This is a genomic window from Arthrobacter sp. 10T413_2 (genome assembly GCF_056394205.1).
The window spans coordinates 1-26,527 of sequence record NZ_JBFTHK010000020.1; the positions used below are offsets into that span (position 1 = coordinate 1).

At 66.5% G+C, this 26,527-nt stretch carries 24 protein-coding genes and 1 pseudogene; 7 read left to right on the forward strand and 18 right to left on the reverse strand.

The annotated features are described in order from the left end of the window. Window positions 1-204 precede the first annotated feature (204 nt). A complete protein-coding gene (locus AC1DBQ_RS05525; protein ID WP_476927548.1) occupies window positions 205-969 on the reverse strand; it encodes a hypothetical protein in 765 nt (254 codons plus the stop codon). Between the two features lie 109 nt (window positions 970-1,078). Then, on the reverse strand, window positions 1,079-1,654 hold the full coding sequence (locus AC1DBQ_RS05530) for a helix-turn-helix domain-containing protein (RefSeq protein WP_116768469.1): 576 nt from the start codon (window positions 1,652-1,654) through the stop codon (window positions 1,079-1,081). A gap of 281 nt (window positions 1,655-1,935) precedes the next feature. Between AC1DBQ_RS05530 and AC1DBQ_RS05535 the strand changes: the two genes are divergently transcribed. Beyond that, a complete protein-coding gene (locus AC1DBQ_RS05535) occupies window positions 1,936-3,459 on the forward strand; it encodes a sodium:solute symporter family protein (RefSeq protein WP_476927549.1) in 1,524 nt (507 codons plus the stop codon). Between the two features lie 99 nt (window positions 3,460-3,558). On the opposite strand, the gene AC1DBQ_RS05540 is transcribed toward AC1DBQ_RS05535, so the two are convergent. Continuing rightward, window positions 3,559-3,792, reverse strand: coding sequence for a hypothetical protein (locus AC1DBQ_RS05540; RefSeq protein WP_476927550.1), 234 nt, complete (start codon window positions 3,790-3,792; stop codon window positions 3,559-3,561). A gap of 410 nt (window positions 3,793-4,202) precedes the next feature. Here AC1DBQ_RS05540 and AC1DBQ_RS05545 point away from each other — a divergent pair, with 410 nt between their 5' ends. Beyond that, window positions 4,203-5,318 (forward strand): VIT1/CCC1 transporter family protein, encoded by a 1,116-nt coding sequence (locus AC1DBQ_RS05545; RefSeq protein WP_476927580.1) that lies wholly within the window; start codon window positions 4,203-4,205, stop codon window positions 5,316-5,318. Window positions 5,319-5,380: 62 nt separating this feature from the next. Beyond that, window positions 5,381-6,277, forward strand: a complete 897-nt coding sequence (locus AC1DBQ_RS05550; RefSeq protein ID WP_476927551.1) for a matrixin family metalloprotease — start codon at window positions 5,381-5,383, stop codon at window positions 6,275-6,277. Window positions 6,278-6,293: 16 nt separating this feature from the next. Here AC1DBQ_RS05550 and AC1DBQ_RS05555 read toward each other — a convergent pair. The 5 genes and pseudogenes from AC1DBQ_RS05555 to AC1DBQ_RS05575 all read right to left on the reverse strand — a co-directional run bounded on the left by AC1DBQ_RS05555 (window position 6,294) and on the right by AC1DBQ_RS05575 (window position 11,195). Further along, window positions 6,294-7,427 (reverse strand): annotated as a pseudogene (locus AC1DBQ_RS05555) (LOG family protein). A gap of 126 nt (window positions 7,428-7,553) precedes the next feature. Next, complete coding sequence (locus tag AC1DBQ_RS05560) at window positions 7,554-8,330, reverse strand: SDR family NAD(P)-dependent oxidoreductase (RefSeq protein ID WP_476927552.1); 777 nt, start codon at window positions 8,328-8,330, stop codon at window positions 7,554-7,556. Between the two features lie 27 nt (window positions 8,331-8,357). Then, window positions 8,358-9,728, reverse strand: a complete 1,371-nt coding sequence (locus tag AC1DBQ_RS05565) for an MFS transporter (protein ID WP_476927553.1) — start codon at window positions 9,726-9,728, stop codon at window positions 8,358-8,360. Window positions 9,729-9,946: 218 nt separating this feature from the next. After that, a complete protein-coding gene (locus tag AC1DBQ_RS05570) occupies window positions 9,947-10,654 on the reverse strand; it encodes a FadR/GntR family transcriptional regulator (protein WP_476927554.1) in 708 nt (235 codons plus the stop codon). A gap of 85 nt (window positions 10,655-10,739) precedes the next feature. Next, window positions 10,740-11,195: an SRPBCC family protein gene (locus AC1DBQ_RS05575; protein WP_116768461.1), complete on the reverse strand. Its 456-nt coding sequence runs from the start codon at window positions 11,193-11,195 to the stop codon at window positions 10,740-10,742. 40 nt (window positions 11,196-11,235) lie between these two features. Here AC1DBQ_RS05575 and AC1DBQ_RS05580 point away from each other — a divergent pair, with 40 nt between their 5' ends. Continuing rightward, window positions 11,236-12,015, forward strand: coding sequence for a gamma-glutamyl-gamma-aminobutyrate hydrolase family protein (locus AC1DBQ_RS05580; RefSeq protein ID WP_476927555.1), 780 nt, complete (start codon window positions 11,236-11,238; stop codon window positions 12,013-12,015). A gap of 155 nt (window positions 12,016-12,170) precedes the next feature. On the opposite strand, the gene AC1DBQ_RS05585 is transcribed toward AC1DBQ_RS05580, so the two are convergent. The 4 genes from AC1DBQ_RS05585 to AC1DBQ_RS05600 all read right to left on the reverse strand — a co-directional run bounded on the left by AC1DBQ_RS05585 (window position 12,171) and on the right by AC1DBQ_RS05600 (window position 16,311). Beyond that, window positions 12,171-13,205 (reverse strand): Gfo/Idh/MocA family oxidoreductase, encoded by a 1,035-nt coding sequence (locus AC1DBQ_RS05585; protein WP_476927556.1) that lies wholly within the window; start codon window positions 13,203-13,205, stop codon window positions 12,171-12,173. A 76-nt stretch (window positions 13,206-13,281) separates the two neighbouring features. Next, window positions 13,282-14,199 (reverse strand): ATP-binding cassette domain-containing protein, encoded by a 918-nt coding sequence (locus tag AC1DBQ_RS05590; protein WP_476927557.1) that lies wholly within the window; start codon window positions 14,197-14,199, stop codon window positions 13,282-13,284. Window positions 14,200-14,212: 13 nt separating this feature from the next. Next, window positions 14,213-15,262, reverse strand: a complete 1,050-nt coding sequence (locus tag AC1DBQ_RS05595) for an ABC transporter permease (RefSeq protein ID WP_476927558.1) — start codon at window positions 15,260-15,262, stop codon at window positions 14,213-14,215. A gap of 53 nt (window positions 15,263-15,315) precedes the next feature. Next, complete coding sequence (locus AC1DBQ_RS05600; protein ID WP_476927559.1) at window positions 15,316-16,311, reverse strand: substrate-binding domain-containing protein; 996 nt, start codon at window positions 16,309-16,311, stop codon at window positions 15,316-15,318. Between the two features lie 349 nt (window positions 16,312-16,660). On the opposite strand from AC1DBQ_RS05600, the gene AC1DBQ_RS05605 reads away from it, so the two are divergent. Next, window positions 16,661-17,401, forward strand: coding sequence for a GntR family transcriptional regulator (locus tag AC1DBQ_RS05605; protein ID WP_476927560.1), 741 nt, complete (start codon window positions 16,661-16,663; stop codon window positions 17,399-17,401). A gap of 151 nt (window positions 17,402-17,552) precedes the next feature. Further along, window positions 17,553-18,449 carry a 5-deoxy-glucuronate isomerase gene (gene iolB, locus AC1DBQ_RS05610; protein WP_476927561.1) on the forward strand — a complete coding sequence of 299 codons (897 nt, stop codon included), beginning with the start codon at window positions 17,553-17,555 and terminating at the stop codon, window positions 18,447-18,449. Between the two features lie 17 nt (window positions 18,450-18,466). On the opposite strand, the gene AC1DBQ_RS05615 is transcribed toward iolB, so the two are convergent. After that, window positions 18,467-19,711: an MFS transporter gene (locus tag AC1DBQ_RS05615; RefSeq protein ID WP_476927562.1), complete on the reverse strand. Its 1,245-nt coding sequence runs from the start codon at window positions 19,709-19,711 to the stop codon at window positions 18,467-18,469. 164 nt (window positions 19,712-19,875) lie between these two features. On the opposite strand from AC1DBQ_RS05615, the gene AC1DBQ_RS05620 reads away from it, so the two are divergent. Then, window positions 19,876-20,325: a MarR family winged helix-turn-helix transcriptional regulator gene (locus AC1DBQ_RS05620; RefSeq protein WP_476927563.1), complete on the forward strand. Its 450-nt coding sequence runs from the start codon at window positions 19,876-19,878 to the stop codon at window positions 20,323-20,325. Between the two features lie 100 nt (window positions 20,326-20,425). On the opposite strand, the gene AC1DBQ_RS05625 is transcribed toward AC1DBQ_RS05620, so the two are convergent. From AC1DBQ_RS05625 to AC1DBQ_RS05645, 5 genes are all read right to left on the reverse strand, one after another. Continuing rightward, window positions 20,426-21,919, reverse strand: a complete 1,494-nt coding sequence (locus AC1DBQ_RS05625) for a sugar porter family MFS transporter (protein ID WP_476927564.1) — start codon at window positions 21,917-21,919, stop codon at window positions 20,426-20,428. Further along, the gene (locus AC1DBQ_RS05630) at window positions 21,916-22,791 is read right to left on the reverse strand and encodes a sugar phosphate isomerase/epimerase family protein (RefSeq protein ID WP_476927565.1); all 876 of its coding nucleotides are present in this window, start codon (window positions 22,789-22,791) and stop codon (window positions 21,916-21,918) included. The genes AC1DBQ_RS05625 and AC1DBQ_RS05630 overlap by 4 nt, the downstream gene beginning before the upstream one ends. An 87-nt stretch (window positions 22,792-22,878) precedes the next feature. Further along, window positions 22,879-23,892 (reverse strand): Gfo/Idh/MocA family protein, encoded by a 1,014-nt coding sequence (locus tag AC1DBQ_RS05635; RefSeq protein WP_476927566.1) that lies wholly within the window; start codon window positions 23,890-23,892, stop codon window positions 22,879-22,881. Window positions 23,893-23,910: 18 nt separating this feature from the next. Then, window positions 23,911-24,822 carry a sugar phosphate isomerase/epimerase family protein gene (locus AC1DBQ_RS05640; protein ID WP_476927567.1) on the reverse strand — a complete coding sequence of 304 codons (912 nt, stop codon included), beginning with the start codon at window positions 24,820-24,822 and terminating at the stop codon, window positions 23,911-23,913. Between the two features lie 156 nt (window positions 24,823-24,978). Further along, window positions 24,979-26,487: a CoA-acylating methylmalonate-semialdehyde dehydrogenase gene (locus tag AC1DBQ_RS05645; protein ID WP_476927568.1), complete on the reverse strand. Its 1,509-nt coding sequence runs from the start codon at window positions 26,485-26,487 to the stop codon at window positions 24,979-24,981. Window positions 26,488-26,527: the final 40 nt, after the last annotated feature.

Genomic DNA, 26,527 nt, shown 5'->3' on the forward strand with positions numbered 1-26,527 from the left:
GGCGAGACCGGCGAGACCATGAGACGAATGGGACTGTTGTGCGTCCCCCCGCTGATGACGCTACTCACAGCGTGTTTCAGGAAGGCTTTCCTCGTTTTGCGGGCGCGTTACGGGAGGGGCCCGGGCGTGAATTCGCCGTTTCCGGCAGATTACCGGAATGTGACGAACATCTCACCAAAGTCGCAGCGGTCGGCCGCGTGCGGGTCAGCTGTACTTGAGACTGAGCAACAGGSGCTTGAGCTGGGTGTACTGTTCCGTGGTCATCCAGGCTTTCGCGGAGTCGACGGAGGCGAACGCCGGGCTGCCGAACAGCACCTTGGCCTCGGCGCCGCCGTTGGGGAACTGGACGTAGGAGTAGCCGGCTTCGGTGACCGAGGGTGCGAAGTCGCGTTCTTTGCGCACTCCCATGTGGAAGTCCGACTTGTCGGCGAAGGAGTCAAACGCGAATCCGAAGGCCAACTGTTCGCCGTCCACATCTTTCAGCCCCGGGACCGGAGCGGTGTCCAGGACGGTCCGGGCCACCGGGCCGGACGCACTGCTGCCGTTGGTGCTGCTGATAATCGACGCCAGCTCGTTGCCCGTGGCATCGGCGAGGACCGCCTGCACGCCACGCAGCTTGGCGGCGTTCTCGGGAKAGCCGACCACCCGGATGGACCAGGTGKCCGGGTAGGAAAAGGACAGATGTCCGTCCGGGAACGTGAAGGTCTTGACGCCGGCCTGAGCGCCCGCCGTCGGCGTGGCCGGGGAGGTGGCAGTGACAKCGGGGGCCGGCGTGGCCGCGGTTGCGGAGGGCTCCGCCGTCGCGGCGGGGCCGGATTCCTGCTGTGTCGAGGCCGCCGCAGTGGCGCTCGCTGTGCCGCTTCCGGTCTCGCCGGCACGCTGGCCCGGCGCGGCACAGGAGCTCAGGCCGAGTCCGGCCGCGAGCGTGGCGGCCAGCGCCAAGGACAGAAAAACGTCGTTGCGGTTCATGAAATCCCCCAGTTGAAGCTAATGTGAGCGGCTTCCGCTCGTCCTGTATGGTTCCGGCACAGATATTTCCGGCAGAGCCGGAGTGGTAACTTCTTCACGCTTACCAGCCCTACCGGCTGGCGGCCGGTACCAGCACCCACAGCACCTCGACGGCGTCGTCCGTGGGGTTGACCCAGGTGTGGGGCTCCCGGCCGGGGAACGTCACCGTGTCACCCGTGCTGAGCTCGAATTCTTCATTGGTGAGGATCAGCCGGATGCTTCCCTTGACCACGTGAAGGACGTCGACATCGCAGTCCACGGCATAGAGTTCGGACTCGCCGCGCCCGCGGGGCTCGATCACGGCCTGGATGATCTGGACGCGGCGCTCGGAGCGGGCAGTCAGCAGCCGCTCGACGATCCCCTCGCCCCCGAGGGAGATCCGGGGGCCTTCGTTCCGCTTCGTGAGGTGGGTTTCGGGGGCGGCGAAGAGGTCGCCGATCGAAATGGACAGGACCTGGCACAGTGTCACCAGGGATGCGACCGAGGGCGAGGTGAGGTCCCGTTCGACCCTGCTGAGGAATCCCTTGGTGAGCCCCGTGGCGTCGGCAACCTGTTCAATGGTGAGCCGCTGGGACTGCCGGGCCGCGCGGATCCGCGAACCGATGGCAACGGGAACGTTGCTCGGTTCAACTGGTAGAGCCTTCATTTAGGAACCTTTCACGGCCGGCCGCTTGGCCCCATCATTGGAGCAATCCTAGCCGGAGCGGGCGTTCGTGACGCGGAACCGGCGGCGGCACGCGCTGCGCCTTGACTGTTACCGGAGTCACAACATACCCTTTGGCAACATGTGTTGCCTATTGGGCAATACCGGAGGTTCCGACGGACATCCTCCTCCACCCACGTCACGCAGCAGCTGACTTGCCGAACGCACTGTTGAGGCCCGGCAATGCCCGCGCACGCTGCCCATCAGCTCCAAGGAGCCCTTTTATGGACGCAAGTTTCGTCAACATCGCCATTGTGGTGGTGTATCTGCTCGCCATGCTGGCGTTCGGATGGTGGGGCAAGTCCCGCACCAAGAACAACAGCGACTTCCTCGTCGCCGGCCGCCGTCTCGGGCCGTTCCTCTACACCGGCACCATGGCCGCCGTCGTGCTGGGCGGCGCCTCGACGGTCGGCGGCGTGGGCCTGGGCTACAAGTTCGGCATCTCCGGCATGTGGCTCGTGGTCGCCATCGGTTCCGGCGTCCTGCTGCTGAGCCTGCTCTTCGCCAGCACCATCCAGAAGCTGAAGATCTACACCGTCTCCCAAATGCTCACCCTGCGCTACGGCAGCAATGCCACGCAGACCTCCGGCATCGTCATKCTCGCCTACACTCTGATGCTCTGCGCCACCTCCACCGGCGCCTACGCCACCATCTTCGTGGTGCTCTTCGGCTGGGACCGCGCCCTCGCGATCGCCGTCGGCGGCGCAATCGTGCTGGTCTACTCGACCATCGGCGGCATGTGGTCCATCACGCTGGCCGACCAGGTCCAGTTCGTCATCAAGACGGTCGGCATCTTCTTCCTCATGCTGCCGTTCACGCTCAACGCCGCTGGCGGCCTCGACGGGATCCGCAGCCGGGTGGATGCCACCTTCTTCCAGATCGACGGCATCGGCGCCCAGACGATCATCACGTACTTCGTGGTCTACACCCTCGGCCTGCTGATCGGCCAGGACATCTGGCAGCGCGTGTTCACCGCCAAGACGCCCGAAGTGGCACGCTGGGGCGGCGCCACGGCCGGCATCTACTGCATCCTCTACGGTGCAGCCGGTGCCCTGATCGGCCTCGGCGCCCGCGTGGCCCTCCCGCAGATCGACGTCAAGGCCCTTGGCAAGGACGTTGTCTACGCCGAGGTCGCCACCCACCTGCTGCCCATCGGGATCGGCGGCCTCGTGCTCGCCGCCGCCGTCGCMGCCATGATGTCCACCGCCTCCGGTGCCCTGATCGCGGCCGCCACTGTGGCCCGCGCCGACGTGCTGCCGTTCGTCGCCGGCTGGTTTGGCAAGACCGTCAACACCGATGACACCGACAACCCGGAGCACGACGTCAAGGCCAACCGCCTGTGGGTCCTGGGCCTCGGCGTCGTGGCGATCGTGATCGCCATCATCACCAAGGACGTCGTCGCCGCTCTGACCATTGCCTACGACATCCTTGTTGGCGGCCTGCTCGTGGCCATCCTCGGCGGCCTGGTGTGGAAGCGCGGCACCGGCGCTGCCGCCGCGGCGTCCATGGCGGTCGGCTCGGTMATCACTCTTGGCACCATGATCATCCTGKAAATCAACGCCGAGGTTCCGCTGGACGGCATCTACGCCAACGAGCCGATCTACTACGGCCTCATCGCCTCCGCGGTCGTCTACATCGCGGTGTCGCTGCTGACCAAGCCGACGGATCCGGCAGTTATGCAGAACTGGCACCGGCGCGTCGCCGGCGGCGCAGCCGAGGACGAACAGGTTCCCGTTCTGACGCACTGAAAGTACGTCAAAGCTCGACGGCGGCGCTCCCCTTCCGGGGGCGCCGCCGTCGTCGTTTGTTGGATCGTCGTTTAGTGAACCATCAAGCGGGTGGGAGCATCACTCGTTTTCCTCGGGCTCCAGGAATTCTTCCCCTTCGAGGGGCACTACCGGTGTCTCCTCGCCCAGGAAGTCCTCCCTGTCCAAGGGAACAAGCCGATCCGCCTCCTCCAKAAGCTCCTCCTCCTCGGTCTCCGCGCCATCACTCACGGGCGCGTCCTCGGCGTAATCGTAAGCGGGATCGGATTCGAGGGAATCCCGGGCCGGCTGGATGGGTGATCCGGTGCTGTCCATGGTGCAACCTCCGTGTGACAGGGGTGGCGGCAAGGGCCCCGGAGGGCCCGCCCTGGGTTTCATTCGAACACCGTGAACCCGGGTGGTCAAGGGCCCGCAATCGTTGGCGGAAACTATCTGCGGGCGGCCCCGCCCCTGCTCGCCGGTTACGGCTTCCCGAAACTTTCCGCTAAGGATTGCCAGCCGGAAAAGCTCGGAATTACGGGGTACTCTGGAGTCGCAATGGGGCCGGACCATGCCCGACCAAACCCAGGAGTTTTTTCGTGTCTCAGTACACCGAATCGGACCACAACGATTCCCAGCAGCACCACCCGACACAGGATTCTTCGGACCGCGGCCACACGGACCCGCGCCCCGCGCCGCCGCAGGCCTCAACGCCCAGCGCCGCACCCACCGCAACTCCGAGCGCCGTGCCCAGCTCAACTCCCGGCACCGCACCCACCGCAACTCCCAGCGCCGCGGACATCAAACGCTGGCGCCAGTACCTCGCCGATGAACGCGCCGAGGCATCCGTCTACCGCGATCTGGCGCAGAACCGCAGCGGCGAGGAACGTGCCATCCTGCTCGCGCTGGCCGAGGCCGAGGGCCGCCACGAGGCCCACTGGCTTCAACTGCTGGGCGAGCACGCCGGCAAGGACCGGCATGCCTCGCTCCGGAGCCGGTTCCTTGGCTTCCTCGCCCGGCACTTCGGCTCGGTCTTCGTCCTGGCCCTGGCCCAGCGMGCGGAGAGCCGCTCCCCCTACGCCAACGACCCCTCTGCCACGCCGGCAATGGTCGCCGACGAGCAGATCCACGAGGAAGTGGTCCGCGGACTGGCCACCCGGGGCCGCAACCGCCTGGCCGGAACCTTCCGGGCGGCCGTTTTCGGCGCCAACGACGGGCTGGTCAGCAACCTGTCCCTCGTCATGGGTATGGCGGCCTCGGGCGTTGGAAGCCAGGTGGTCCTCCTCAGCGGTGTCGCCGGGCTGCTGGCCGGTGCGCTGTCCATGGGTGCCGGCGAGTTTATTTCCGTCCGGTCGCAGCGGGAGCTCCTCGCCGCGACCCGGCCCACCCAGATCACCTTGGCGGCGGCGCCGTTGCTGGACATCGAGCACAACGAACTCCTCCTCGTGTACCTGGCCCGCGGCATGTCCCGGGAGGCTGCCGAGCACCGCGTCGCCGAGCGCATGGGCCTGCTGGACTGCGACTGCGATCCGAGCCTGTCCCTGCAGCCGGAACTGCCGGATGCCGAGGACCAGCATGAGGCCGTCGGCACGGCCTGGGGAGCAGCGGCGTCGAGCTTCTGCTTCTTCGCCTCCGGCGCGATCGTGCCCATCATCCCCTTCCTGCTGGGCATGACGGGAATAGCCGCGCTGGTGGTTTCCGCCGCCCTGGTCGGCCTGGCGCTGCTGCTCACGGGCGGCGTCGTGGGCCTGCTGTCCGGCACGTCCCCGACCACCCGCGGCCTGCGCCAGCTGGGCATCGGCATGGGCGCCGCGGGCGTGACGTACCTGYTGGGCATGGTCTTTGGCGCGGTGGTGGGCTAGTGGACGGTCCTGAATTTMGGGACCGCGGGCCGCAGCACAGCCGGCCCGCCACGGCATTGCGGGTGGTCAGGAACCTGGCCGCCGCTGCCGTGATCGCCGGTGCGGCGTTCCTCGCGGCCGGACTCATCCACGGCGATCCCGGGTTCACGGGGCTCTTCGAGGTCTCCCGCGGCACCGGGCACAACGCCGGGCAGAATGCAGGCCACAGCCAGGGCGCTGACGTGCAGCCGGCGCCGCGGACCGGCCAGGTGTCGGGCCAGCCTGCTGTTCCGGCCGGAGAATCCGGGACGGACACTCCCCCGCCCGGGCTCGAGGAACAGGACAAACCCCTCGGCTCGGCCCGGAAGCCGGACGTCGCCAGCACCTCCTACAAGTTCCTCACAACGAACGAGGACGGCAGCCCGGTGGGCTACTCGCCGTGCCGGCCGCTGCACTATGTGGTCAATGCCGCTCTGGCTCCGCAGGGCTCCGAACGGCTCGTGGACGACTCMATCCGGACCATCTCGGAGGCCACCGGGATCAAGTTCATCAATGACGGCCCCACGGGCGAGCTCCCCTCGCCAACCCGCGCGCCATATCAGAAAGACGTCTACGGGGACAGGTGGGCGCCGCTGCTGATTGCCTGGACCACACCGGAACAGGCCCCGCAGCTCAAGGGCCCGGTGATCGGCACYGGCGGCAGCACCCACTTCAGTTTCGGCKACGGTCCCAAGAGCTTCGTTACGGGCAGCCTGKAACTGGATGCCCCGCAAATCACGGAAGACCTGGGCCGGTCCGAAGGCGCTGCCTATGCCACGGCTGTGATCCTGCACGAACTCGGCCACGTCATGGGCCTGGAACACGTCGATGACCCCGCCCAGCTGATGTATCCGGAAATCGGAACCCCCGAGGGGCTTGCCGYCGGCGACCTGAACGGCCTGTACGAGCTCGGCCACGCCCAGTGCCGCAAAGACCTCTAGCCGGATAGCAGGACAGCTAGCGCGCCAGCGCGTCGAGCGCTTCCTCCACGGTGTCGACCAGGAAGATCCGTCCTTCCATGCGGCGGCCGGAGGCCAGGCTCTGCAGGAGCGGCCATGCCGGGAACCGCCGCAGCCAGTGCTCCTGCCCCACGAGGACCATCGGCGTGATGGTTTCGGGGGCGCCGTAGTAGTTTTCGCAGGCGTCCTGGAAGATCTCCTGCACCGTGCCGCCGGAGCCCGGCAGGAACACGATGCCGCCGTTGCAGAGCTCGAGCAGGATCGCTTCCCGGATGGCATTCGMGAAGTATTTGGCCACGTGCGTGGCGAAGAAGTTGGGCGGCTCGTGACCCTAGTACCACGTGGGAATCCCGAGCGACGGCGTTCCCTCCGGGTAGCGTTCGACGACGGCGGCGGCTGCCCGTGCCCAGGCAGACACCGAGGGGCGGAAGGCCGGCACCGCCGCGAGGTCGGCCAGGGCCTGCCGGAAGTCCTGCTCCGGGGCGTCACTGAGGAAGGCGCCCAGGTTGGCGGCCTCCATGGTCCCGGGACCGCCGCCGGTGGCAACCACCCTGTTGTTCCGGGCCAGCAGCCGGCCCAGCAGAGCGGCTTCCTCGAAGAGGGCGGTGCCGCGGCGCGCAGCGTGCCCGCCCATGACGCCCACCATCGTGCGGCCCGCGCAGAAGTCCGAGCGGGTCAGCTCGTCGAGGGCATCGCCGATCGAGTGGTCATGCAGGGCCGCAGCCAGGGTGGCACCGAGGCGGTGGCGCTGGCCGGGCCGGATGCTCCACTGGTAGATCCGCGCGTCGAGAGTGTCCTCATAGCGTGACGTGTTGATCCCGGCATACAGTTCCTGCGGCGTGTACAGCTTGCCGCGGTAGGGGTTGAACGGCACGGCCTCGAGCCGCGGAAAGAGCAGGGCTCCGCGGTTGCGCAGCGAATCCTCCACGCCGCCGTCGAACGTGCAGCCCAGGAAGATCGCGCCCTGYACGTCCAGCGCTTCGAGCTGGTGCCGGCGGCCCCGCAGGTCCAGCGATTGGACATGCCAGCCGTGCATGCTGCGCGCTCCGGCGGCKACCAGCCGGTCGAAGCCGGCCAGGCTCTCGACCTCCAGGGTGCGGGGGCTGGGGTGCAGGCTGCGGGCGGCGCTCATGGAGCCAGCCTAGACTGTGGCCGGCCCCTCCCTCCCCCCGTTGCGCTATCACTTGTGGCGGCCATTCGGGGGTTTTAAGGGCCACAAGTGATAGCGCAACGGGGAGGTTGGGAGGGTGGGGGTCGGTCAGGAGACCTGGAGGCCGCCGTTGATGTCGTAGGTGGCCGCGGTGATGTAGCCGGCGTCCGGGCCGAGCAGGAAGGCGATGAGGGCCGCCACTTCCTCGCGGCTGCCGACCCTTCCCATCATGATGCCCTCGGACATCTGGGCCTTGCGTTCCTCGCTCAGCGTGCCGCCCATGATGTCGGTGTCGATGGGGCCGGGGGMGATGGCGTTGACGGTGACCCCGAACTCGCCCACCTCGCGGGCCAGGGCGCGGGTGAACCCGATGATGCCGGCCTTCGATGCGCTGTAGGCGACCTTGGAGTACGTGCCGCCGCCCCGCTGTGCCGAAATCGAGGAGATGCTCACAATCCTGCCGAGCCTGCGCTCGATCATACCCTTGAGCACCCGCTGGGAGACGATGAAGGATCCGCGCATGTTGATGGCGAAGACCTTGTCCCATTCTTCGACCGTGGTCTCCATGAACGGCGTCGGGGAGCTGATGCCGGCCAGGTTGGCCAGGGCGACGATCGGGGGCAGCGTCCCCTCGATCTCCGTGATGGCCCGGTCTACCGATGCGGCGTCGGAAACGTCCGCGCCGACGCCGATGGCCTTGACCGCGCGGTTGGAGCCGATTTCGGCGGCAGCTGCGGCAGCGTCCTCGGCATTGATGTCCAGGATCGCAATCGACCAGCCCTCGCTGGCCAGGCGGTCGGCGCCGGCGCGGCCGATGCCGCGGGCCGAGGCGGCGCCGGTCAGGACCACGGTGCGTTCAGTCGGGAAAGGGGTAATTGATGTCATGACGACGGTTCCTTCTGGGAGGTCGGGTTAGGAGACTTTGGCGGGGTCGACGGCGGCCGCCGCTGCGACGGCGGGGTCAAGGGCGGCGTCACCTTCAGGGCGCTTGCGGGCGTAGAGGTACGTGGCCGCCGCGGTGAGGAACAGGCAGAGRGAGAGGAACAGCAGTMCKCTCTGGTTGCTGCCGGTGKCGTCCTTGAGGAGGCCAACGGCGTACGGGGAGATGAAGCCGCCGAGGTTTCCGAGGGAGTTCACCAGGGAGAGGCCGGAAGCGGCAGCCGCGCCGGTCAGGGCGGCAGAGGGCATCGAGAGGAACGGGGCGATGGCCCCGTAGATCCCCATGGCCGAGACCGTCAGGCCGATCATCGCGAGGACAGGGTTGACCGACAGCAGATAGCCGGCGGCCAGGAGTCCCACGCCCGCGAGCACCATACTGACGGCGGAGTGCCAGGCACGCTTGCCGGTCCGGTCAGCCCGCTTGCTCCAGAAGTAGACAAAAACTGCGGCCACGGCATAGGGGATAAAGACGATGAAGCCGACCTCGGCCGTGGAGAACTTGCCGAGGGCTGCGACGATGGTGGGCATCCACAGGCCCAGGCCGTAGATTCCACACACCAGGCCGAAGTACAGGGCGGAGTAGACCAGGGTGCGCTTGTCCTTGAGCCCGGCCAGGAAGCTGTGCTTTCCGGACTGCGACTTGGCCGCCAGTTCAGCATCCATGGTGGCGGCGAGCCAGTTACGCTCGTCAGTCTCAAGCCATTTGGCGTCCCGCGGGCGGTCCGTCATGAGGAGGGGGGTCAGGACGCCGAGGAGGATCGCCGGGATGCCTTCGATGATGTAGAGCCACTGCCAGCCCTGGAGGCCCATGACGCCATCCAACTGCAGGAGGAGCCCGGATACCGGGGCGCCGAGCGCATTGGAGACGGGCTGGGCGAGGATGAAGATGCCCAGCACGGTCACGCGCTGCGCAGCGGGGAACCACAGCGTCAGGTAGAACAGGATCGCCGGGAAGAATCCGGCCTCGGCTGCGCCCAGCAGGAACCGGACGATGTAGTAAGTGCTTTCGCCGTTGACCAGGCACATGGCGGTGGCGAAGAGCCCCCACGTGATCAGGATGCGGGCCAACCACTTCCGGGCCCCGAACCGGTACATGCCCGCGTTGCTGGGAACCTCAAGGAGTGCGTAGCCGAGGAAGAAGATGCCGGCGCCAAGGCCGTAGGCAGCGGAGTTCAGGCCGATGTCCTCGCTCATGGTGAGTTTGGCGAATCCGACGTTGTTGCGGTCCAGATAGGCAACGAAGTAGAGCAGGACAATCAGGGGCATGACGCGGCGGCGGACCTTGCGGAGCGTGCGGTCACCCAGTTCGCCGAGTCCGGAGGACTTGGGGGCTAATAGAGTCATCGTCGACCTTCTTACGTGCAGTTCCCTCCGCCAGCTTTGCCGGGCAGGGATTCGTGGGTATGTGGGGAACGTCCTGTCCGCAACTGCGACTGCGGAATCAGGATCAACCTTTGAGTCAGATGTCAKACATCTGACTCAAGAACTAGGCACGAGCTTAGAATGTGATTCGGATTACGTCAAGAGTCTGTTGGATGACGCCAGGAGTCCGAAGGCGGGCGTCAGGACTTGGCGCCCCGGACGTAGCGTTCGTAGTCCGCATTGGTCTGGTCCATGTGCGCATCCATCGCCTGCCGCGAGCGCTCGGCGTCGCCGCTGAGGATGCCATCCAGGACTCTCTGGTGGTAATCGATKGCGTGCTGCTGGATCACGTCGACGGCGGATGTTTCGCGTCGCGTCATGTACAGCAGCTGGCCCAGCTGGGCGAACAGGGCACGGACAAAGGGGTTGCCGGAGGCCCTCAGGACGGCGTCGTGGAATCCAATATCCGCTTCCACGAAGCGGTCCAGGTCGCCGGACTCGCGTGAGCGCTTCATGTCCTCGATGCACTMGCGCATCCGCTCGGCGTGCTCCGGGGTATAGCGTGTGGCGGCGAGTGCGGCCGCCCCGGTTTCCACCATGCGGCGCATCTCGATCAKCCCCACGGAGACCTGCTCAGCCGCATTGCCGTGCGAGGCCGCCCTGAAGATCGCGTCCAGGCCGGTCCAGTTGTCCGTGGGATTGACGAAGGTTCCCCGGCCGGCCTTCACGTAGAGGATGTTTTGCGCGCGGAGCGCCTTGAGGGCTTCACGCACGGTCAGCCTGCTGACACCGTAGGCCTTGGCGATGTCGGCTTCCGGCGGAATCGCAGTGTGGGGCGGGAGCTTTCCGTCGAGGATCTCGGTCAGCAGGCCGTCGACGAGATCGTCGACCAGTGTCCTGCGGCCCATCCCAGTTCCCACCTTCAGTCGCGGCTCGTGCTTCCATCCACATTACCCAAGTCTCTGCGTCGCCCAAGTCCCTGCGTCCCCCAAGTCACCGCGCAGCCATGTAGGCGTCGAGCTTGGCCAGCGTCTGTTCCAGGTTGACCGGATGGCGGCGAAGGTAGCCGGCCAGCCGGAGCAGGCTCTTGCCGCGGACCCGCCGCGCGTCCCACTGCTCCGTAACGAGGGTGCCGGCGGTGCCGTCCGGACCCGTGGACGGCTCTAGCAGGTAACGCCACACGTGGCCGTAGAAGTGCCGCCAGGCGATCCGGTGGCCTTCCTCGAACTCGCAGACCCTGTTCAGGATCTTGTAGTTCACGCGCATCCTCATTTGCATGCCGAACTTGGCGCCGAGGTAGAGCCGTTCGGGCCCGCGCGGCTGAGCCCCCTTCACGGTGTCCGAGCCGTCGATCGCGCTGTGCAGGGCGGGCGTGGCGAGCACGTCGAAGATGGCATCCGGGGCGGCGGCGATGAACCGGCTGCGGGACACGAGATAGCGGGCTTTCATCTGRCAATCCTAGTTCGGGGATGGTGTTGCAGAATGAGGCATGCAGATTTCCCGCAGCAGCCCGGGCAACCGGCCGCGCATCGGCGTTCCTGTCCGGCTCACCAGCTCATCCGATCCCGACCCGCGGGTGGCGGAAGCCAACGCATTGTTCGAATACATCGTGGAGCTGTTGCGTGAGGGCGGCGGCGAACCGGTGCTGCTCACCGCTGCGGTGACCGACGACGGCGGCCTCGCGGCTGCGCTGGAATCTCTCGACGGCGTCGTGCTTCCCGGCGGCGGCGACCTCGACCCCGGCCTCTACGGCGAGGAGCGGAGCGGAGTCTGTTACGACGTCAATCATGCCCAGGACGAGCTGGACGCGGAGGTGGCGCGGCAGGCGATCGACGCCGGTCTGCCGCTGTTGGGCATCTGCAGAGGGCATCAGCTGCTCAATGTCCTCTATGGCGGAACCCTCATCCAGGACATGGCTCCAGGGACGGTKGCGCACCGCGAGCCCGCGCCGGCGCCGGCGCACGGGGCCGGCCCGTGGGCCTGGCACGAGGTAGCGGTCCAGGCCGGCTCCAAAGTGGCAGCCCTCTACGGCGGCGGATCCGGTGCCGTGACGGTGAAGATCGCCTCGGGCCACCATCAGGCCGTGGCCCGGGTGGCCGGAGCACTGCGGGTGACGGCCGTCGCCGAGGACGGGACCGTTGAAGCGCTGGAGGATCCGGACCGCTGGGTGGMGTCGGTGCAGTGGCACCCMGAGGCGTTGGAACTTTCTGCGGCGGAGCGGCTGGCACCGTTCCGGGCCTTCGTCGAGGTGTGCCGGAACCGGCCCTGAGCCGGACTCAGAGAACCCGACCGCAGAGCCCGAAACCATGGTCGTATCACGCCAGACAACAGAACCCCCGGGGCCAGTTAAATGGGCCCCCGGGGGTTCTGGTTCGCTGTATTCGGTCCCGGGCGAGTGGCCTCGTAGGGGCACGAGCTGTGCGGTCAGCTKACGACGCTCACCGCCACCTTGACCGGGACGCCGGTGGCCAGCGATTCCTGGGCCGCGTCTGCGACCCGGGAGGCCGCGACGGCGGCTACCGGGGTGCAGGGGTTCTCCCGGCGGCCAAGGATCAGTTCGACGAAGGCCTCCATCTCGGAGCGGTACGCCTGGTCGAACCGTTCGGCAAACGTCTGGTGGGGCTTCCCAGAGGGGAAGGTAATCCCCGGTTCGGCGGAGGCCAGCGCCGTTTTGTCGTCCAGGCCCACCATCAACGAACTGCGGGAACCCTGGATTTCGAGCCGGACGTCGTGGCCTGCCCCGTTGTAGCGGGTCGCGGAGACCGTGCCCACGGTGCCGTCGTCGAACGTCACCAGCGCGAGGGCGGTGTCCACATCGCCGGCTTCACCGATCGCCGGATCTCCGTTGTTGGAGCCCTTGGCGTAGACTTCGACGATTTCGCGGCCGGTGAGCCAGCGCAGGATGTCGAAATCGTGGACCGAGCAGTCCCGGAACAGCCCGCCGGAGCTGGCCAGGAACTCGACTGGGGGCGGCGTCATGTCGCACGTGACGGCGCGCAGGGAATKGATCCAGCCCAGCTCGCCGGCCTGGTAGGCACGGCGGGCCTCCAGGTAGCCGGCGTCGAACCGGCGCTGATGCCCGATCTGCACCACGCCGTTCCGTTCCCGGACGTAGTCCAGCACCGGCAGGGCGTCGGCCACGTTMAGGGCCACGGGCTTTTCGCAGAAGACCGGGATCCGGGCGTCCACGCCGGCCTTGATGAGCTCGGGGTGGRTTCCGGTTCCGGTGGCGATGACGAGGCCATCCAGCCCCGAAGCCARCAGGGCCTCGACGGACGKCAGGAATTCGGCGCCGAGACCGGATGCCACGGTCCGTGCATGCTCTTCGGCAACATCCGTGAGGCGGAGCCGGACACGGATCCCCTGCGGGTTCAGGACCTCGTTGAGGGCGGCGATGTTGTTGGCGTGCATGACGCCGATCCGCCCAACTCCKACAAGTCCAAGGATTACGTCTTTCATACTTCTACTCTCGTGTAGTTCGGGCACGGTGGTTGCTGCCCGGAACGCGCCAGGCCTCCCKGCATGGGGATGGCCGCTACGCGTACGTGTTGCCGGACGTCTGGGCCACGTCGGCGACTTCGCCCTGGACTTCTTTGACGATGTCGCTGTGGMCGCCGAGTTGTTCGAGTTCGTGGGCGAGTTCGGCAAGTTCCGCGCCGCCGGCCATTTGGGCGGTGAGTTMGTCGAGGGTGATGTCTTTTTTGTCGTAGTAGCCGATGGATTTGCCGCGTTTGAGCAGCAGGAACCGGTCACCGACGGGGAAGGCGTGGTGCGGGTTGTGGGTGATGAAGATGACGCCGAGGCCGCGGTCGCGGGCCTGCAGGATGTAGCGCAGGACCACGCCGGACTGCTTCACGCCCAAGGCGGCGGTGGGCTCGTCCAGGATCAGGACCTTCGCGCCGAAGTACACGGCCCGGGCGATCGCGACGCATTGGCGTTCGCCGCCGGAGAGCTGGCCGATGGGCTGTTCGACGTCGCGCAGGTCGATGCCCATCGCGGCGAGTTMCTTCAGCGTGATGTCCTTCATCTTCTCGACGTCCATGCTCTTGAACGGGCCGAAGCCGGAGGTGAGTTCGGAGCCGAGGAAGAAGTTCCGCCAGATCGGCATCAGCGGCACGACCGCGAGGTCCTGGTAGACCGTGGCGATCCCGACGTCCAGGGCGTCGCGGGGGGAGGTGAACTTCCGTTCCTCGCCCATGACCTTCAGGACCCCGGCGTCGTGCTGGTGCAGGCCGGCGATGATCTTGATCAGGGTGGACTTGCCCGCACCGTTGTCGCCCAGGACGCAGGTGACGCGGCCGTTGTCCACGGCCATGGTGACCTCGGACAGGGCGATGATGTTGCCGTAGTGTTTGCCGACCCCGTCCAGGGAGAGCAGATGCACCGGGGTGTGGGTGAGGGGATCTTTTTCGTTCTGCAGCAGGGTCTGCTGGTCGATCTCTTTGGCATTCATTTCCGGGCCCCTTTTACTTCAGTTCCGCGCGGCGTTTGACGATGAGGTTGACGATGGTGGCCAGCAGCAGCATCAGGCCCAGGAAGAACTTGAACCAGTCCGGGTTCCACTGGGCGTAGACGATGCCCTTGTTGGCCATGCCGAAGATGAACGCGCCGATCGCGCCGCMGATCGCCGAGCCGTACCCGCCGGTCAGGAGGCAGCCGCCGATGACCGCGGCGATGATGTAGAGGAACTCGTTGCCCACGCCTTCACCGGACTGCACGGTGTCGAAGGCGAAGAGGTTGTGCATGCCCAGGATCCAGGCGCAGAACCCGACGGCCATGAACAGGCCAATCTTGGTGGCCTTGACCGGCACGCCTACGGCACGGGCCGCGTTCGCGTCCCCGCCGACGGCGAAGATCCAGTTCCCGACCCGGGTCCGCATCAGCACCCAGGTCGCGACCGCGACGAGCGCGAACCAGTAKAACACGGTGATCTTGATGTCGACGCCGCCGATGTTGACCGAGGAGGCGAACACCGCCCGGGCCGAGGCGAAGCCGTCCATGGAGGAGATCGAGGGCGAGGACACCGAGCCGCCGATCAGGCGGGTCAGGCCCAGGTTCAGGCCGGTCAGCATCAGGAAGGTCGCCAGGGTCACGATGAAGGACGGCAGCTTGGTCTTCATCAGGATCCAGCCGTTGATGAAGCCGATGGACAGCGAGACCACCAGGGCCAGGCCGACACCGACCCAGACGTTCGTGGTGAAGTACCAGCTGAACAGCGACGCCGTCAGCGCCGAGGAGATCACGGCGACGCCGGTGGAGAGGTCGAACTCCCCGCCGATCATCAGCAAGGACACCCCCACGGCCATGATCCCGATCGTGGAGGAACCGTACAGGATGGTCGCCAAGGCGCCGGGCTGGGTGAAGGTTGGGGACACCAACGCGAAGAAGATGAAGAGGACGATGGCGCCCACCAAGGCACCGACCTCGGGACGTCCGAGCAGTTTTTGGAACGGACTACGCTTGGCGACGCGCTCATCGGGCRCCGGCGACTTGGTCTTTGTCTGGGTGATGGTCATGATGATTCTCCTTGCTGCCKGGCCGGCACGGGGCCGGCCCGGCCAGCGGGCTGTTAGCGGATACCCTKTTTGGCGAATGTCAGGACATCGGCCGCATTTGACTTGTCGACGATGCTCGGGCCGGTGAGGACCGACTGGCCGCCGCCGAGCTTGAAGCCGCCGCGCTTGTTCTGCCAGAGCGCGTCAATGGACATGTAGCCCTGCAGCCACGGCTGCTGGTCCACGGTGAAGAGGACTGCCCCGTCGACGATCTTCTGGGCGAGGTCCGCGTTCAGGTCGAAACTTGCCACCTTGGCTGAGCTGCCGGCATCCGTGACCGACTTGAGGAGCGTGAGGGTGATTGGGGCGCCGAGGCCGATGATGACGTCGGCGTCCTTGGAGGCCTGGAGCTTGGCGGTCGCGGTGGACTGGACGGCGGTCATGTCCTTGCCGTCGACGTAGAGGATTTCCGTTCCGGGCACCTTGGCTTTGACGCCGGCACAGCGGGCTTCAAGACCGACGTGGCCCTGTTCCTGGATCACGCAGACCGGGTGCTTGTAGCCCTCCGCCGCGAGCCGGGTGCCGACTGCCTCACCGGCGAGTTGTTCGTTGGAACCGAAGTGGGTGAAGGCACCGAGCGCCTGGGAGACCCCTTCGCCGGCGTTGAGGCTCACAACGGGGATGCCGGCGTCGGTGGCCTTCTTCAGGACGTCCTTGAGCGCTTCGGGCTTGGCGAGCGTGACCGCAATGCCGTMAACCTTCTKGTCGATAGCCTGCTGGATGAGTTGGGCCTGGCGCCCGGCTTCGGGATCGGACGTGTAGAGGAGCTCAATGTTGTCCTTCGCGGATGCCTCCTCGGCGCCCTTGCGGACGATGTCCCAGAACGTGTCACCGGCCGCAGCGTGGGTAATGAGGGCGACCTTGAGCCGCGGCGTCGAGACGGCCTGGCCGCCACCGGCCGCATTGTTTGTATCTGCGGGCTTGCCGCCGCTGCTGGAACACGCGCTCAGGGCCAACATGGGTACAACGGCCGCCACAAGGGCCGCCTTCCGCCACGAGAACTTGGTCACGATTAATCTCCTTTGATTCCGGGCCACGCCGGCCGCTTCATCGCGTCGGTCTATGAGCCATCTACAACCGATCATGGTGACTTCAATCACAGATGTCAATAGTTTGTCCTGACATTAGGATGTTTTGACGTAACGCTACGCGCCGTAGGCGTCGTAGTCACCGGCCTGACCAGCCCAAAGTCGTCAGCCTGGCCCCTACTCCCATCGCGCCCCGCGGGACCCCTTGGCTCCACTTGGCGGCCCTGCTACTATMAGAAAAAGGCAGTATGTCCTATCAAGCGAACATGAGCCTGACATACGCAGCCAGGCCGGCACCACGGCCGTTGCGKAGCACAAGGGAGCACGCCCAGTGGCGAATCAACTAAATCTGCGGATCGACCGTTCGTCCCCGATACCGCTGTACCACCAAGTGGTCCAGGGCATCGAGGCCGCGATACACACCGGACTGCTGGAGCCCGGCAGCCGGCTGGAAAATGAGATCGATCTGGCCGCCCAGCTGAACCTGTCGCGCCCCACGATGCGCAAAGCCATGGATGAGCTGGTCCGCTCCGGCCTCCTGGTCCGCAAGCGCGGCGTGGGCACCCAGGTAGTGTCCAGCCAGGTACGCCGCCCGCTGGAGCTCTCCAGCCTCTACGACGACTTGAGCAACAGCGGCAGCAAACCCACCACCGATGTGCTGAGTTTCTCCCATGAAGAGGCGGATGCCTCGATCCAGAAGGCACTCCAACTCCCCGCGGGCGCCAAGGTCTATCACTTCACCCGGCTCCGCAAAGTCGGCGGCAAGCCGCTGGCCCTGATGGAGAACTGGGTACGCGACGACATCACCACGATCGACGAGGCCTCCCTGGCGTCACAGGGCCTCTACGGCATCCTGCGCAATGGCGGCGTGAATTTCCGCCTTGCCTCGCAGCGGATCGGCGCCATGATCGCCAACGACTACCAGGCGCCGTTGCTCGAAACGACCGCTGGCTCCGCCCTCGTCACCATGGAGCGCACGGCCGTGGACGACACCGGACGCATGGTGGAAACCGGCCACCACGCCTATAGGGCCGATTCCTACAGCTTTGAAATGACACTGGTTCAGAGATAAGGACTCAGTGCTAGGCGCTCGAACATCAGCGTCTAGACATCAGCGACTAGAGAAACACTAATCGGACGCCGGCGTTCACCAACGAGCGCTGCCGTCTCCAACCCCGCACACCCGTGCCTGCTTCCGGCGCGACAACGAAAGGGCAGCTTCCATGGCCAACTGGGTCTATCCGCTCGGCACCGCCGCCGAAGGCAAGTGGGACATTTCCATCGGAACGTCTGATTCCGGACTGGAGGTGGACGGCTGGGCACATACCGGGCTGAAGGTCGCCACGCTGCCGTCCGGCGGCGCCGTCGAACTGGACGCGGCGGCGGAGGAGCGCATCGTGGTGCCGCTCAACGGCTCCTTCGTGGCGACCGTGGACGGGCAGGACTATCCGCTGGCCGGCCGAGACAGCGTCTTCAGCGGCCCGAGCGATGTGCTCTACACGGGATCCGGCAAGGCGGTGACCATCACCTCGGCCGACGGCGGTCGGGTGGCGGTAGCCACGGCCCCGGCCAAGGCGTCCTATCCGACCCGCCTCATCACGGCCGCCGAGACGCCGGTGGAACTGCGCGGAGCGGGCAACTGTTCCCGCCAGGTCCACAATTTCGGGACCCCCGCCGCGCTGGAGGCGGACCGCTTCATCGTCTGCGAGGTCCTCACCCCGGGCGGCAACTGGTCCTCCTATCCCCCGCACAAGCACGATGAGGAAAAGGACGGCGAGACTAACCTCGAGGAGATCTACTACTTCGAAACCCGGGTCACTCCCGGAGCGCCGCAGCGCCCGGGCGCCGACGACGCTATCGGGTACCAGCGCGTCTATGCCTCCGACGAGCGGCCCATCGACGTTGCGGCCGAGGTCCGCACCGGCGACGTCGTCCTGGTGCCCTACGGCTGGCACGGGCCCGCCATGGCCGCCCCCGGTTACGACTTGTACTACCTCAACGTCATGGCCGGCCCGGGCCCGGTCCGTGAGTGGCTCATCAGCGACGACCCGCACCACGGCTGGATCCGCCAGACCTGGGAGGGCCAGGACCTGGATCCGCGGCTGCCGTTCGGTCAGTAGGCCTGCAGGCCGGGCCGCTAGGCCGGCTGCAGCTCGGTCTCGCTATCGTTCGCGGAGGTGTCGACGTCGGCCGGCCGGCCGGCGTCGTGCTTCTTTGCAGCGGCTGCCGCGAACACCATTACCGCCAGGCCCAGCACGGTGATGCCGGCACCGGCCCAGATCGGCGAGGTGTAACCGAGGCCGGCGGTGATGGTGACGCCGCCCAGCCAGGCGCCGAGGGCGTTACCGACGTTGAAGGCGCCGATATTAGCGCCGGAGGCCAGGGTGGGGGCGCTGCTGGCGTACTTCATGACCCGCATCTGCAGCCCGGGGACGGTAGCGAAGCCGAAGCCGCCCAGCAGCACCATGGAGGCGATGGTCATCGGCTGGTTGCCGGAGGYCAGTGCAAAGACCACGAGCACCACCACCAACACGGCGAGCACCACGAGCAGGGTGCGGTCCACGTTCTTGTCGGCCGCCTTGCCGCCGAGGGTGTTGCCGATGAAGAGCCCGACGCCGAAGAGGATCAGCAGCCACGGCACGGTGGAKGCGGCGAAGCCTGTGACCTCGGTGAGCGTGAATGCGATGTAGGTGAAGGCGCCGAACATGCCGCCGTAGCCGAGGATGGTGACGAGGATGGAAAGCCAGACTTGGCCGGACCGGAAGGCACGGAGCTCCCCGCGCAATCCGCCAGTGGCAGAACCAGCGGCAGCCTCGCCGGAGCCAGTTTTCGGGACTGCGGTTTTCGGGACAAGGGCGAGGATGCCCGCCAGGGCAAGGACGCCAATGACGGTGATCGCCCAGAACGTGGCGCGCCAGCCCGCAGCCTGGCCCAGCATGGTGCCGAACGGGACACCCAGCACGTTGGCCGCCGTGAGACCGGTGAACATGATCGCGATCGCGCCAGCCTTCTTATCCGGCGCCACCATGCTGGCGGCCACCACGGCGCCGATGCCGAAKAACGCGCCGTGCGACAGCGCAGCAAGGATGCGCCCTGCCATCATGATCGGGTAGTCGGGGGCGAGCGCCGAGACGAGGTTGCCGGCAATGAAGAGCACCATCAGCACGGCCAGCACGGGCTTGCGTTCGAATCGCGTCACGGCCGCGGTGAGGCCCAGCGCCCCGACCACGACGGCGAGCGCGTAGCCGGAGATGAGCCAGCCCGCGCTGGCCTCGGTGACGTGGAAGTCTGCGGCCACTTGCGGCAGCAGGCCCATGATGACGAACTCGGTGAGTCCGATGCCGAACCCGCCGAGGGCTAGGGCTATCAGGCCAACAGGCATGGGGGTGCTCCTTACAAAGCTGTACGGAAAGGGATATGGCGCGTAAGCTAGTAGTTGCAGGCGCGTTATTTATTCTTGCACAAGCAGATACAGCGCGCAAGCAACTATTATTTGATGTGTCCGGCCGCACCCCGCCCGGCACGCTAGCTGAAGGGATTCACCAGATGGGCATCAAGGACGACGCCGTCGAGGTCCGGGCGCAAGGCTGGCGGACCCTGGCGGCGCTGCACGGGCTGATCGAGGCCGAGCTGGAGCGTTCMCTGCAGGCCGAGGCGCAGCTCTCCGTCGTGGAGTACACGGTGCTGGACGCGCTGAGCCGGCAGGACGGCTGGCACATGCGGATGCAGCAGCTGGCCCGCGCCACGGCGTTGAGCGCGAGCGCCACCACGCGGCTGGTCAACCGGCTGGAGGACCGCGGGTTGCTGACCCGGATCCTGTGTGCGGATGACCGCCGCGGGATCTATACCGAGCTCACGCCCAGCGGCATCACCCTGCTMGAGCAGAGCCGGCCGGTCCACGACGCTACCCTGGAGCGGGCGCTGGCCGAGGCCCAGGAGGTGCCGGAACTGGCGCCGCTGGTTGACGCCCTCCCCCGGCTGCACGMCGCGGTCTAACGCGACAACCGCTTCAACCGTTTCAACGCACAAAGCCCCGCCCCCGCGACGAATCGCGGGGGCGGGGCTTTGTGCTGGTCAGGCTATGCGGTTGGTAACGCTATACGGTGACGGACTGCTTGACTGCCGCCTGTTTGAAGAAGTGTTCCAGATCCTCGAGGCTCTTGCCCCGGGTCTCCGGAACCACGCGCTTCACCCAGACGATGGCCGCCAGTTGGATCGCCACGAAGATGAAGAAGGTCACGGAGACGCCAATCCAGGACACCATCTGCGGGAAGAAGAACCCGATCAGGAAGTTGATCATCCACAGCACGAAGACACAGATCCCCATGCCAATGCCGCGGACGTGCAGCGGGAAGATTTCGGCCATMGTCAGCCACGTCACCGTGCCGATGCAGGACTGCATCGAGGCGAGGAACGTCACCATGAACAGCAGCACCAGATAGCCGCGGAGCATGCTTTCCGGGATAGCCATGGAGATGATGCCGATGGCCAGCAGGGACGTTGCCGTGCCGATCAGGCCGGCGATCAGCATGGACTTGCGCGGCAGACGCGACATGAGGGACATTCCGACGACGACGGCGACGACCGAAGTKACGCCGTTGACGACGTTGGCAATCAGGGCACCCTGATCCCCGAAGCCGGAGCTGGAGAGGATGGAGGTGCCGTAGTACATGATGGCGTTGACGCCGCTGATCTGGTTGATCACGGCCAGCCCCAGTCCGACGACGAAGATGCGCCGGATCCACGGCACCGTGAGGTCGCGGAATGTGCCGAGTTTGGATTGGTAATCTTCCCTCGCGGCCTGCCGGACTTCATCGAACTCGGTGGAGATGTCCTCCGTGGCGCGTGACCGGCGCAGTATCTCAAGGACTTCGCCGAAGCGGCCGGCCGAAGCCAGCCATCGGGGGCTTTCCGGCAGAACCAGCATGCCGAACCACAGAACGACGGCGGGCAGCGTGGCAATGACCAGCATCCACCGCCAGACGTGGGAGGCCTCCGGGAAGGCGTTGCCCAGTACGGCATTGAACGTAAAGGCCAGGAACTGCCCCGTGACAATCATGAGTTCGTTCTGCGTCACGATGCGTCCGCGCTGGGCCGCCGGGGACATTTCCGCGAGGTAGACCGGAACGATCACCGATGCCCCGCCGACGGCAAGGCCCAGCAGGGTGCGCGAGGCGATGAGCAGTTCCGTGCTGGGAGAAATGGAGCAGGCGATGGTGGCCGCCRCAAAGATGAATGCGAGCCCCATGATGGTCCGGCGCCGGCCGAAGCGGTCCGAGAGCCGGCCCGCCGAGATGGCACCGAACGCTGCACCGAAGAGCAGGGTGGAGGTCACGAGTCCCTCGGTCAGCGGGGTGAGGCCGAGGTCCCGCTGCATGAACGGCAGGGCGCCGTTGATGACGCCCGTGTCGTAGCCGAAGAGGAGCCCGCCAAACGTGGAGAAGAGCGCCACGCGCCGCATGAACCGCTTGGGATTCGATGCTCCACCGGTTCTCCGGACGGCGGCTTCCTGGACATCGGAGTCAGCGTCGGAAACGGGCGCGGCCGCGCGCGGAGCTGAGTTCGTCAGTGTTCCGTCGGACTTCGTCATAGGCTCGCCTTCTCGATGCGCTGCGTCATGGTCTCCAGCTGGTAGCGGGAGACCTCGGCAGCGTTGTCGTCCTCTGCGAAGACGCTCGAGACCATGACGGTGTCCTCGCGGTCGAGGAAGCCGATTTCCTTCAGGCCGCCGAAGAACTCGTCCCAGTTGACGTCGCCGTCGCCGATTTTCAGGTGCTGGTGCACCCGCACCGGGTTTCCGGGCGGGTTGGTGATGTAGCGCAGCCCGTGCGAGGCGTGGTGGTTCATGGTGTCGGCTACGTGGACCAGGCGCAGCTTGTCCCCCGCGGCCCGCATGATCTCCAGCGGCTCGTTCTTCATGTGKAAGCTGTGCGAGGCCACGTAAACCAGGCCCACATTCTTCGAGTTCAGCCCACGGATCACACGGATCGCGGCGAGGCCTTCCTCGACGAAGTCGTCCGGGTGCGGATCGATCAGCAGGTAGATCCCCTCCCGCTCGATGATCGGCAGCAGTTCCTCCATTGACCGGTAGAAGGCACGCTCGGATTCCTCGGCCTTCTCCGGCCGGCCGCTGAATTCGGTGTTCATGGTGCCGACGCCGAGGTCCACGGTGATCTGGATGGCGCGCTTCCAGTAGCGGACGGCCGCCTCACGGGCATCCTCGTCCGGGCCGGACCAGCGCAGCACGGGCAGCACCGAGGCGATTTCGATTCCCGTGTCCTTGCAGGCCGCCTTCAGCTTGCCCACAAGCTCGTCGTCGGCCTTCGGGTGGTTGAAGAACGGGATGAAATCGGCGTGCGGGGTCATCTGCATGTATTTGTAGCCGAGGTCGGCGACTACGCGCGGGAACTCGAGGAGTCCGTGGCTGTGGTGGAACGGCGTGGGGTCAAGGGCGATTTTCACTTCTGAACACTCCATTGTRGATCTGGCGGGCGTGCGGCCGGCCGGCGCCGTTTATTTAGCAGTAGAGGGCGCCGGCCGGCAGGGTTCCTAGCGGTAGAGGGCAGGCTTGGCGTTGAGTTTCACAGCGACCTTTTCGCCGTTCTTCTGCGCTTCGACGCCGGCCTCGCAGCAGGCGGCGGTGGCGTAGCCGTCCCAAGCGGTGGGGCCGCCGATCTCGTCGCGGAGGGCCGCGTCGACCCAGGACTGGATTTCGACGTCGTACGCCGCCCCGAAACGCTCCTCGAAGCCGGGGGTGACAGTGCCGMCCCAGTGGCCGTTGCTGCGGGTGTACGGGCCTTTGTCCCCGCCGATGCTGACGATGCCGTCCTCGAAGGAGGCCTGGGTGGCCACTTCGTAGCCGAACTTCGCGTTGACGTAGATCTCGACGTCGGCCAGGACGCCGGATTCGGTCTCGATCAGGACGTGCTGCGGGTCGTGCTGACCGGCCGGGGCGTTCCGGGTGGGCTTGCCGAGGCGGACCTGGACCGATGTGATTTCCTCGCCGGTGAAGTAGCGGATGGCGTCGAACTCGTGGACCACGGAGTCGTTGATCAGCATCTCGTTGGTGAAGCCCGCCGGGGTGGTGGGGTTCCGGTGCTGGTAGTGCAGCATKAGCAGTTCGCCGAGTTCGGAGTCGCGGATGATCTTGCCAAGGGCGGCGTATTCGGCGTCGAAGCGGCGCATGAAGCCGACCTGGATGCGCTTGTGGCCGAGCTTTTCTTCGGCCTCGACGATCTTCCAGGCGGACTCTGCATCCGGGGTGAKCGGCTTCTCGCAGAGGATCGGGATGTCCTTGGCGAGAGCCTTGAGCAGGATGTCCTCGTGCAGGAAGCCKGGGGTGGCGATCAGCACGGCGTTGACGTCGCCGTTGTTGAGGGCTTCGTCGGCGTCGGCCAAAGCGACAGCGCCCGGGATRCCTTCGATGGCGGCCTGCGCCCGGGCGAGATCGACGTCGACGACGGCGGCGACTTCTGCGCCGTGGATGCGGGTGTTAAGCCGCTGGATGTGGTCTGCGCCCATACGGCCGGCGCCGATAACGGCGACGCGGAGGATCTTGGTCATGGTGGGTTCCTTCGAGTTCTAGTTGACGGCGGTGCGGGAGCCGCAGGAGAGCAGGTAGTTGCGGGTGCGCTTGGCGATCGGCATCGGGACGTCGAAGGCCACGGGGTACATGTCCTGTTCCACAATGCCAAAGATCGGGCGGTTGAGCGCCTCGACGGCTTCGATGACGGCGCGAAGGTCCGGCAGGCCGTTCGGCGGTTCGGTCATGACGCCGGCCAGGTTGGCGGCGGCCCAGGTCATGTTTTCCTCGTTGACTTGTCTGAGGACGTCCGGGTTGATCTGCTTGAGGTGCAGGTAGCCGATCCGGTTCGGGTAGTTCTTGATCAGGTCGAGGCTGGAGGCCCCGCAGTATTCGGCGTGGCCGGTGTCCAGGCAGAGGTTGAGGTACTTGGAGTCCGTGGCGGCGAGGAGGGTCTCGATGTCCTCCTGAGCGCCGACATGGGAGTCGGCGTGGGAGTGGAACTGCTGCTTCAGGCCGAAGTCCTMCAGCAGGGTCTTGCCCAGGCGGTTGTGGCCRGTGAAGAGGTCGCTCCAGGCCTTTTCGGTGAGCTTGCCGCTCTCCACGGCCTCGCCGGTGACGTCGTCGCGCCACATGGCCGGGATGACCACGATGTGTTCCCCGCCCATCGCGGCGGTGAGTTCGGCGACCTTGCGGGCCGGTTCCCAGGCGGTTTCCCACTGGTCCAGGCCGCGGTGGAAGGCGGTAAATACGGTTCCTGCGGTGACCTTCAGGTCGCGGGCCTTGAGCTCTTCGGCCAGGCGGGCCGGATCGGTGGGCAGGTAGCCGTAAGGGCCGAGCTCGATCCATTTATAACCGGATTCGGCGACCTCGTCCAAGAAGCGTTCCCACGGGGTCTGCTGGGGGTCATCCGCGAACCAGACGCCCCAGGAGTCCGGCGCGGTGCCGATGATCAGCTTGTTCTCTGTCATTTCCATTCCTTCTCATCGATTGCCCCGCAGGTGCCGTTTTGGACGCTCAAAACGGCGGTTGCGGAGCAATCGATCGTGGTTGTTGGGTGGCGGTGGGTGGGCCCACGCCGCCAKGGTTCCCTGGCCGAGCTTKCGAGGCGAGGGTGGCGGTGGGGACTAGTTGGAGGGGAAGTTGTAGGAGGCTCCGGAGGCGTGATGCGTTTCCGGCCAGCGGGAGGTGACGACCTTGCCGCGGGTGTAGAAGGAGACGCCTTCGGGGCCGTAGATGTGCTTGTCGCCAAAGAGCGAGGCCTTCCAGCCGCCGAAGGAGTGGTACGCCACCGGGACCGGCAGGGGCACGTTGATGCCGATCATGCCCACGGTGACGGAGCGCTGGAACTTGCGGGCGCTGGCGCCGGAGGAGGTGAAGATCGCGGTGCCGTTGCCGTAGGGGTTGGCGTTGATCAGGGCGATGCCGGCGTCGAGGTCCTCCACGCGGACCACGACGAGGACGGGGCCGAAGATTTCCTCGGTGTACGYGGTCATCCCGGCCGTGACGTGGTCCAGGACGGTGGGGCCCACCCAGAAGCCGTCCTCGTGGCCGGGGACGACGAGGTCGCGGCCGTCGACCACCATGGCGGCGCCGGCGGCTTCGGCTTCGGTGACGATCTTCACGATGCGTTCCTTGGAGGCCGGGGTGATGACCGGGCCCATTTCGGCGTCGGGCACGGTGCCGTTGTTGACCTTGACGGCCAGGGCGCGTTCCTCGACCTTCTTGACCAGCAGGTCCGCGGCCTCGCCGACGGCGACGGCGACGGAGATGGCCATGCAGCGTTCGCCGGCGGAGCCGAAGGCGGCGGCGGCGAGGTGGTCGGCAGCGTTGTCGAGGTCGGCGTCGGGCAGAATGATCGCGTGGTTCTTMGCCCCGCCCAGGKCCTGGACGCGCTTGCCGTGCTTGGTGGCGGTCTCGTGGACGTACTTCGCGATCGGAGTGGAGCCGACGAAGGAGATGCCGTCCACGTCCGGGTGGGTCAGGAGGCCGTCGACGGTTTCCTTGTCGCCGTGCAGGACCTGGAAGACGCCGTCGGGCAGGCCGGCCTGCTTCCACAGCTTGGCCAGGAGCATGGAGGCGGAGGGGTCGCGTTCGGAGGGCTTGAGGATGAAGGCGTTGCCKGTGGCGATCGCMATCGGGGCCATCCACAGCGGCACCATGACCGGGAAGTTGAACGGGGTGATGCCGGCGACGACGCCGAGCGGTTCGCGGAAGGAGAAGACGTCGATACCGGTGGAGACCTGGTCCGAGTAGTCGCCCTTGAGCAGCTGCGGGATGCCGCAGGCGAACTCGATGACCTCCAGGCCGCGGCCGATCTCGCCCTTGGCGTCGGAGAGGACCTTCCCGTGTTCGGCGGTGATCAGTTCGGCGAGCTCGTCGATGTGGGCCGCGACGAGTTCGCGGAACTTGAACAGCACGGCGGTGCGCTTGGCCAGGGAGATGTCGCCCCAGGTGTCGGCGGCGGCGCGGGCGGCGGCGACGGTGGCGTCCAGGTCTGCCCGGTTRGCCAGCCGCAGCTCCGCGGAGATCGCGCCGGTCGCGGGGTTGTAGACGGGCTGGGTGCGGGTGCCCTCGCCGGAGGTTTCGGCCCCGTTGATGAAGTGGCTGATGGTGGTGACGGTCGTCGTTGACATGGTGATGGACTTCMTTGGTCTGTGGCTGTTCGTGGTGATG

Excerpts from the sequence above, each read along its gene's own strand:
- AC1DBQ_RS05575 (WP_116768461.1), bottom strand. The coding sequence starts at position 11,195 with ATGAAAGCCCGCTATCTCGTGTCCCGCAGCCGGTTCATCGCCGCCGCC.
- AC1DBQ_RS05530 (WP_116768469.1), bottom strand. The coding sequence starts at position 1,654 with ATGAAGGCTCTACCAGTTGAACCGAGCAACGTTCCCGTTGCCATCGGT.
- iolB (WP_476927561.1), top strand. The coding sequence starts at position 17,553 with ATGGCCAACTGGGTCTATCCGCTCGGCACCGCCGCCGAAGGCAAGTGG.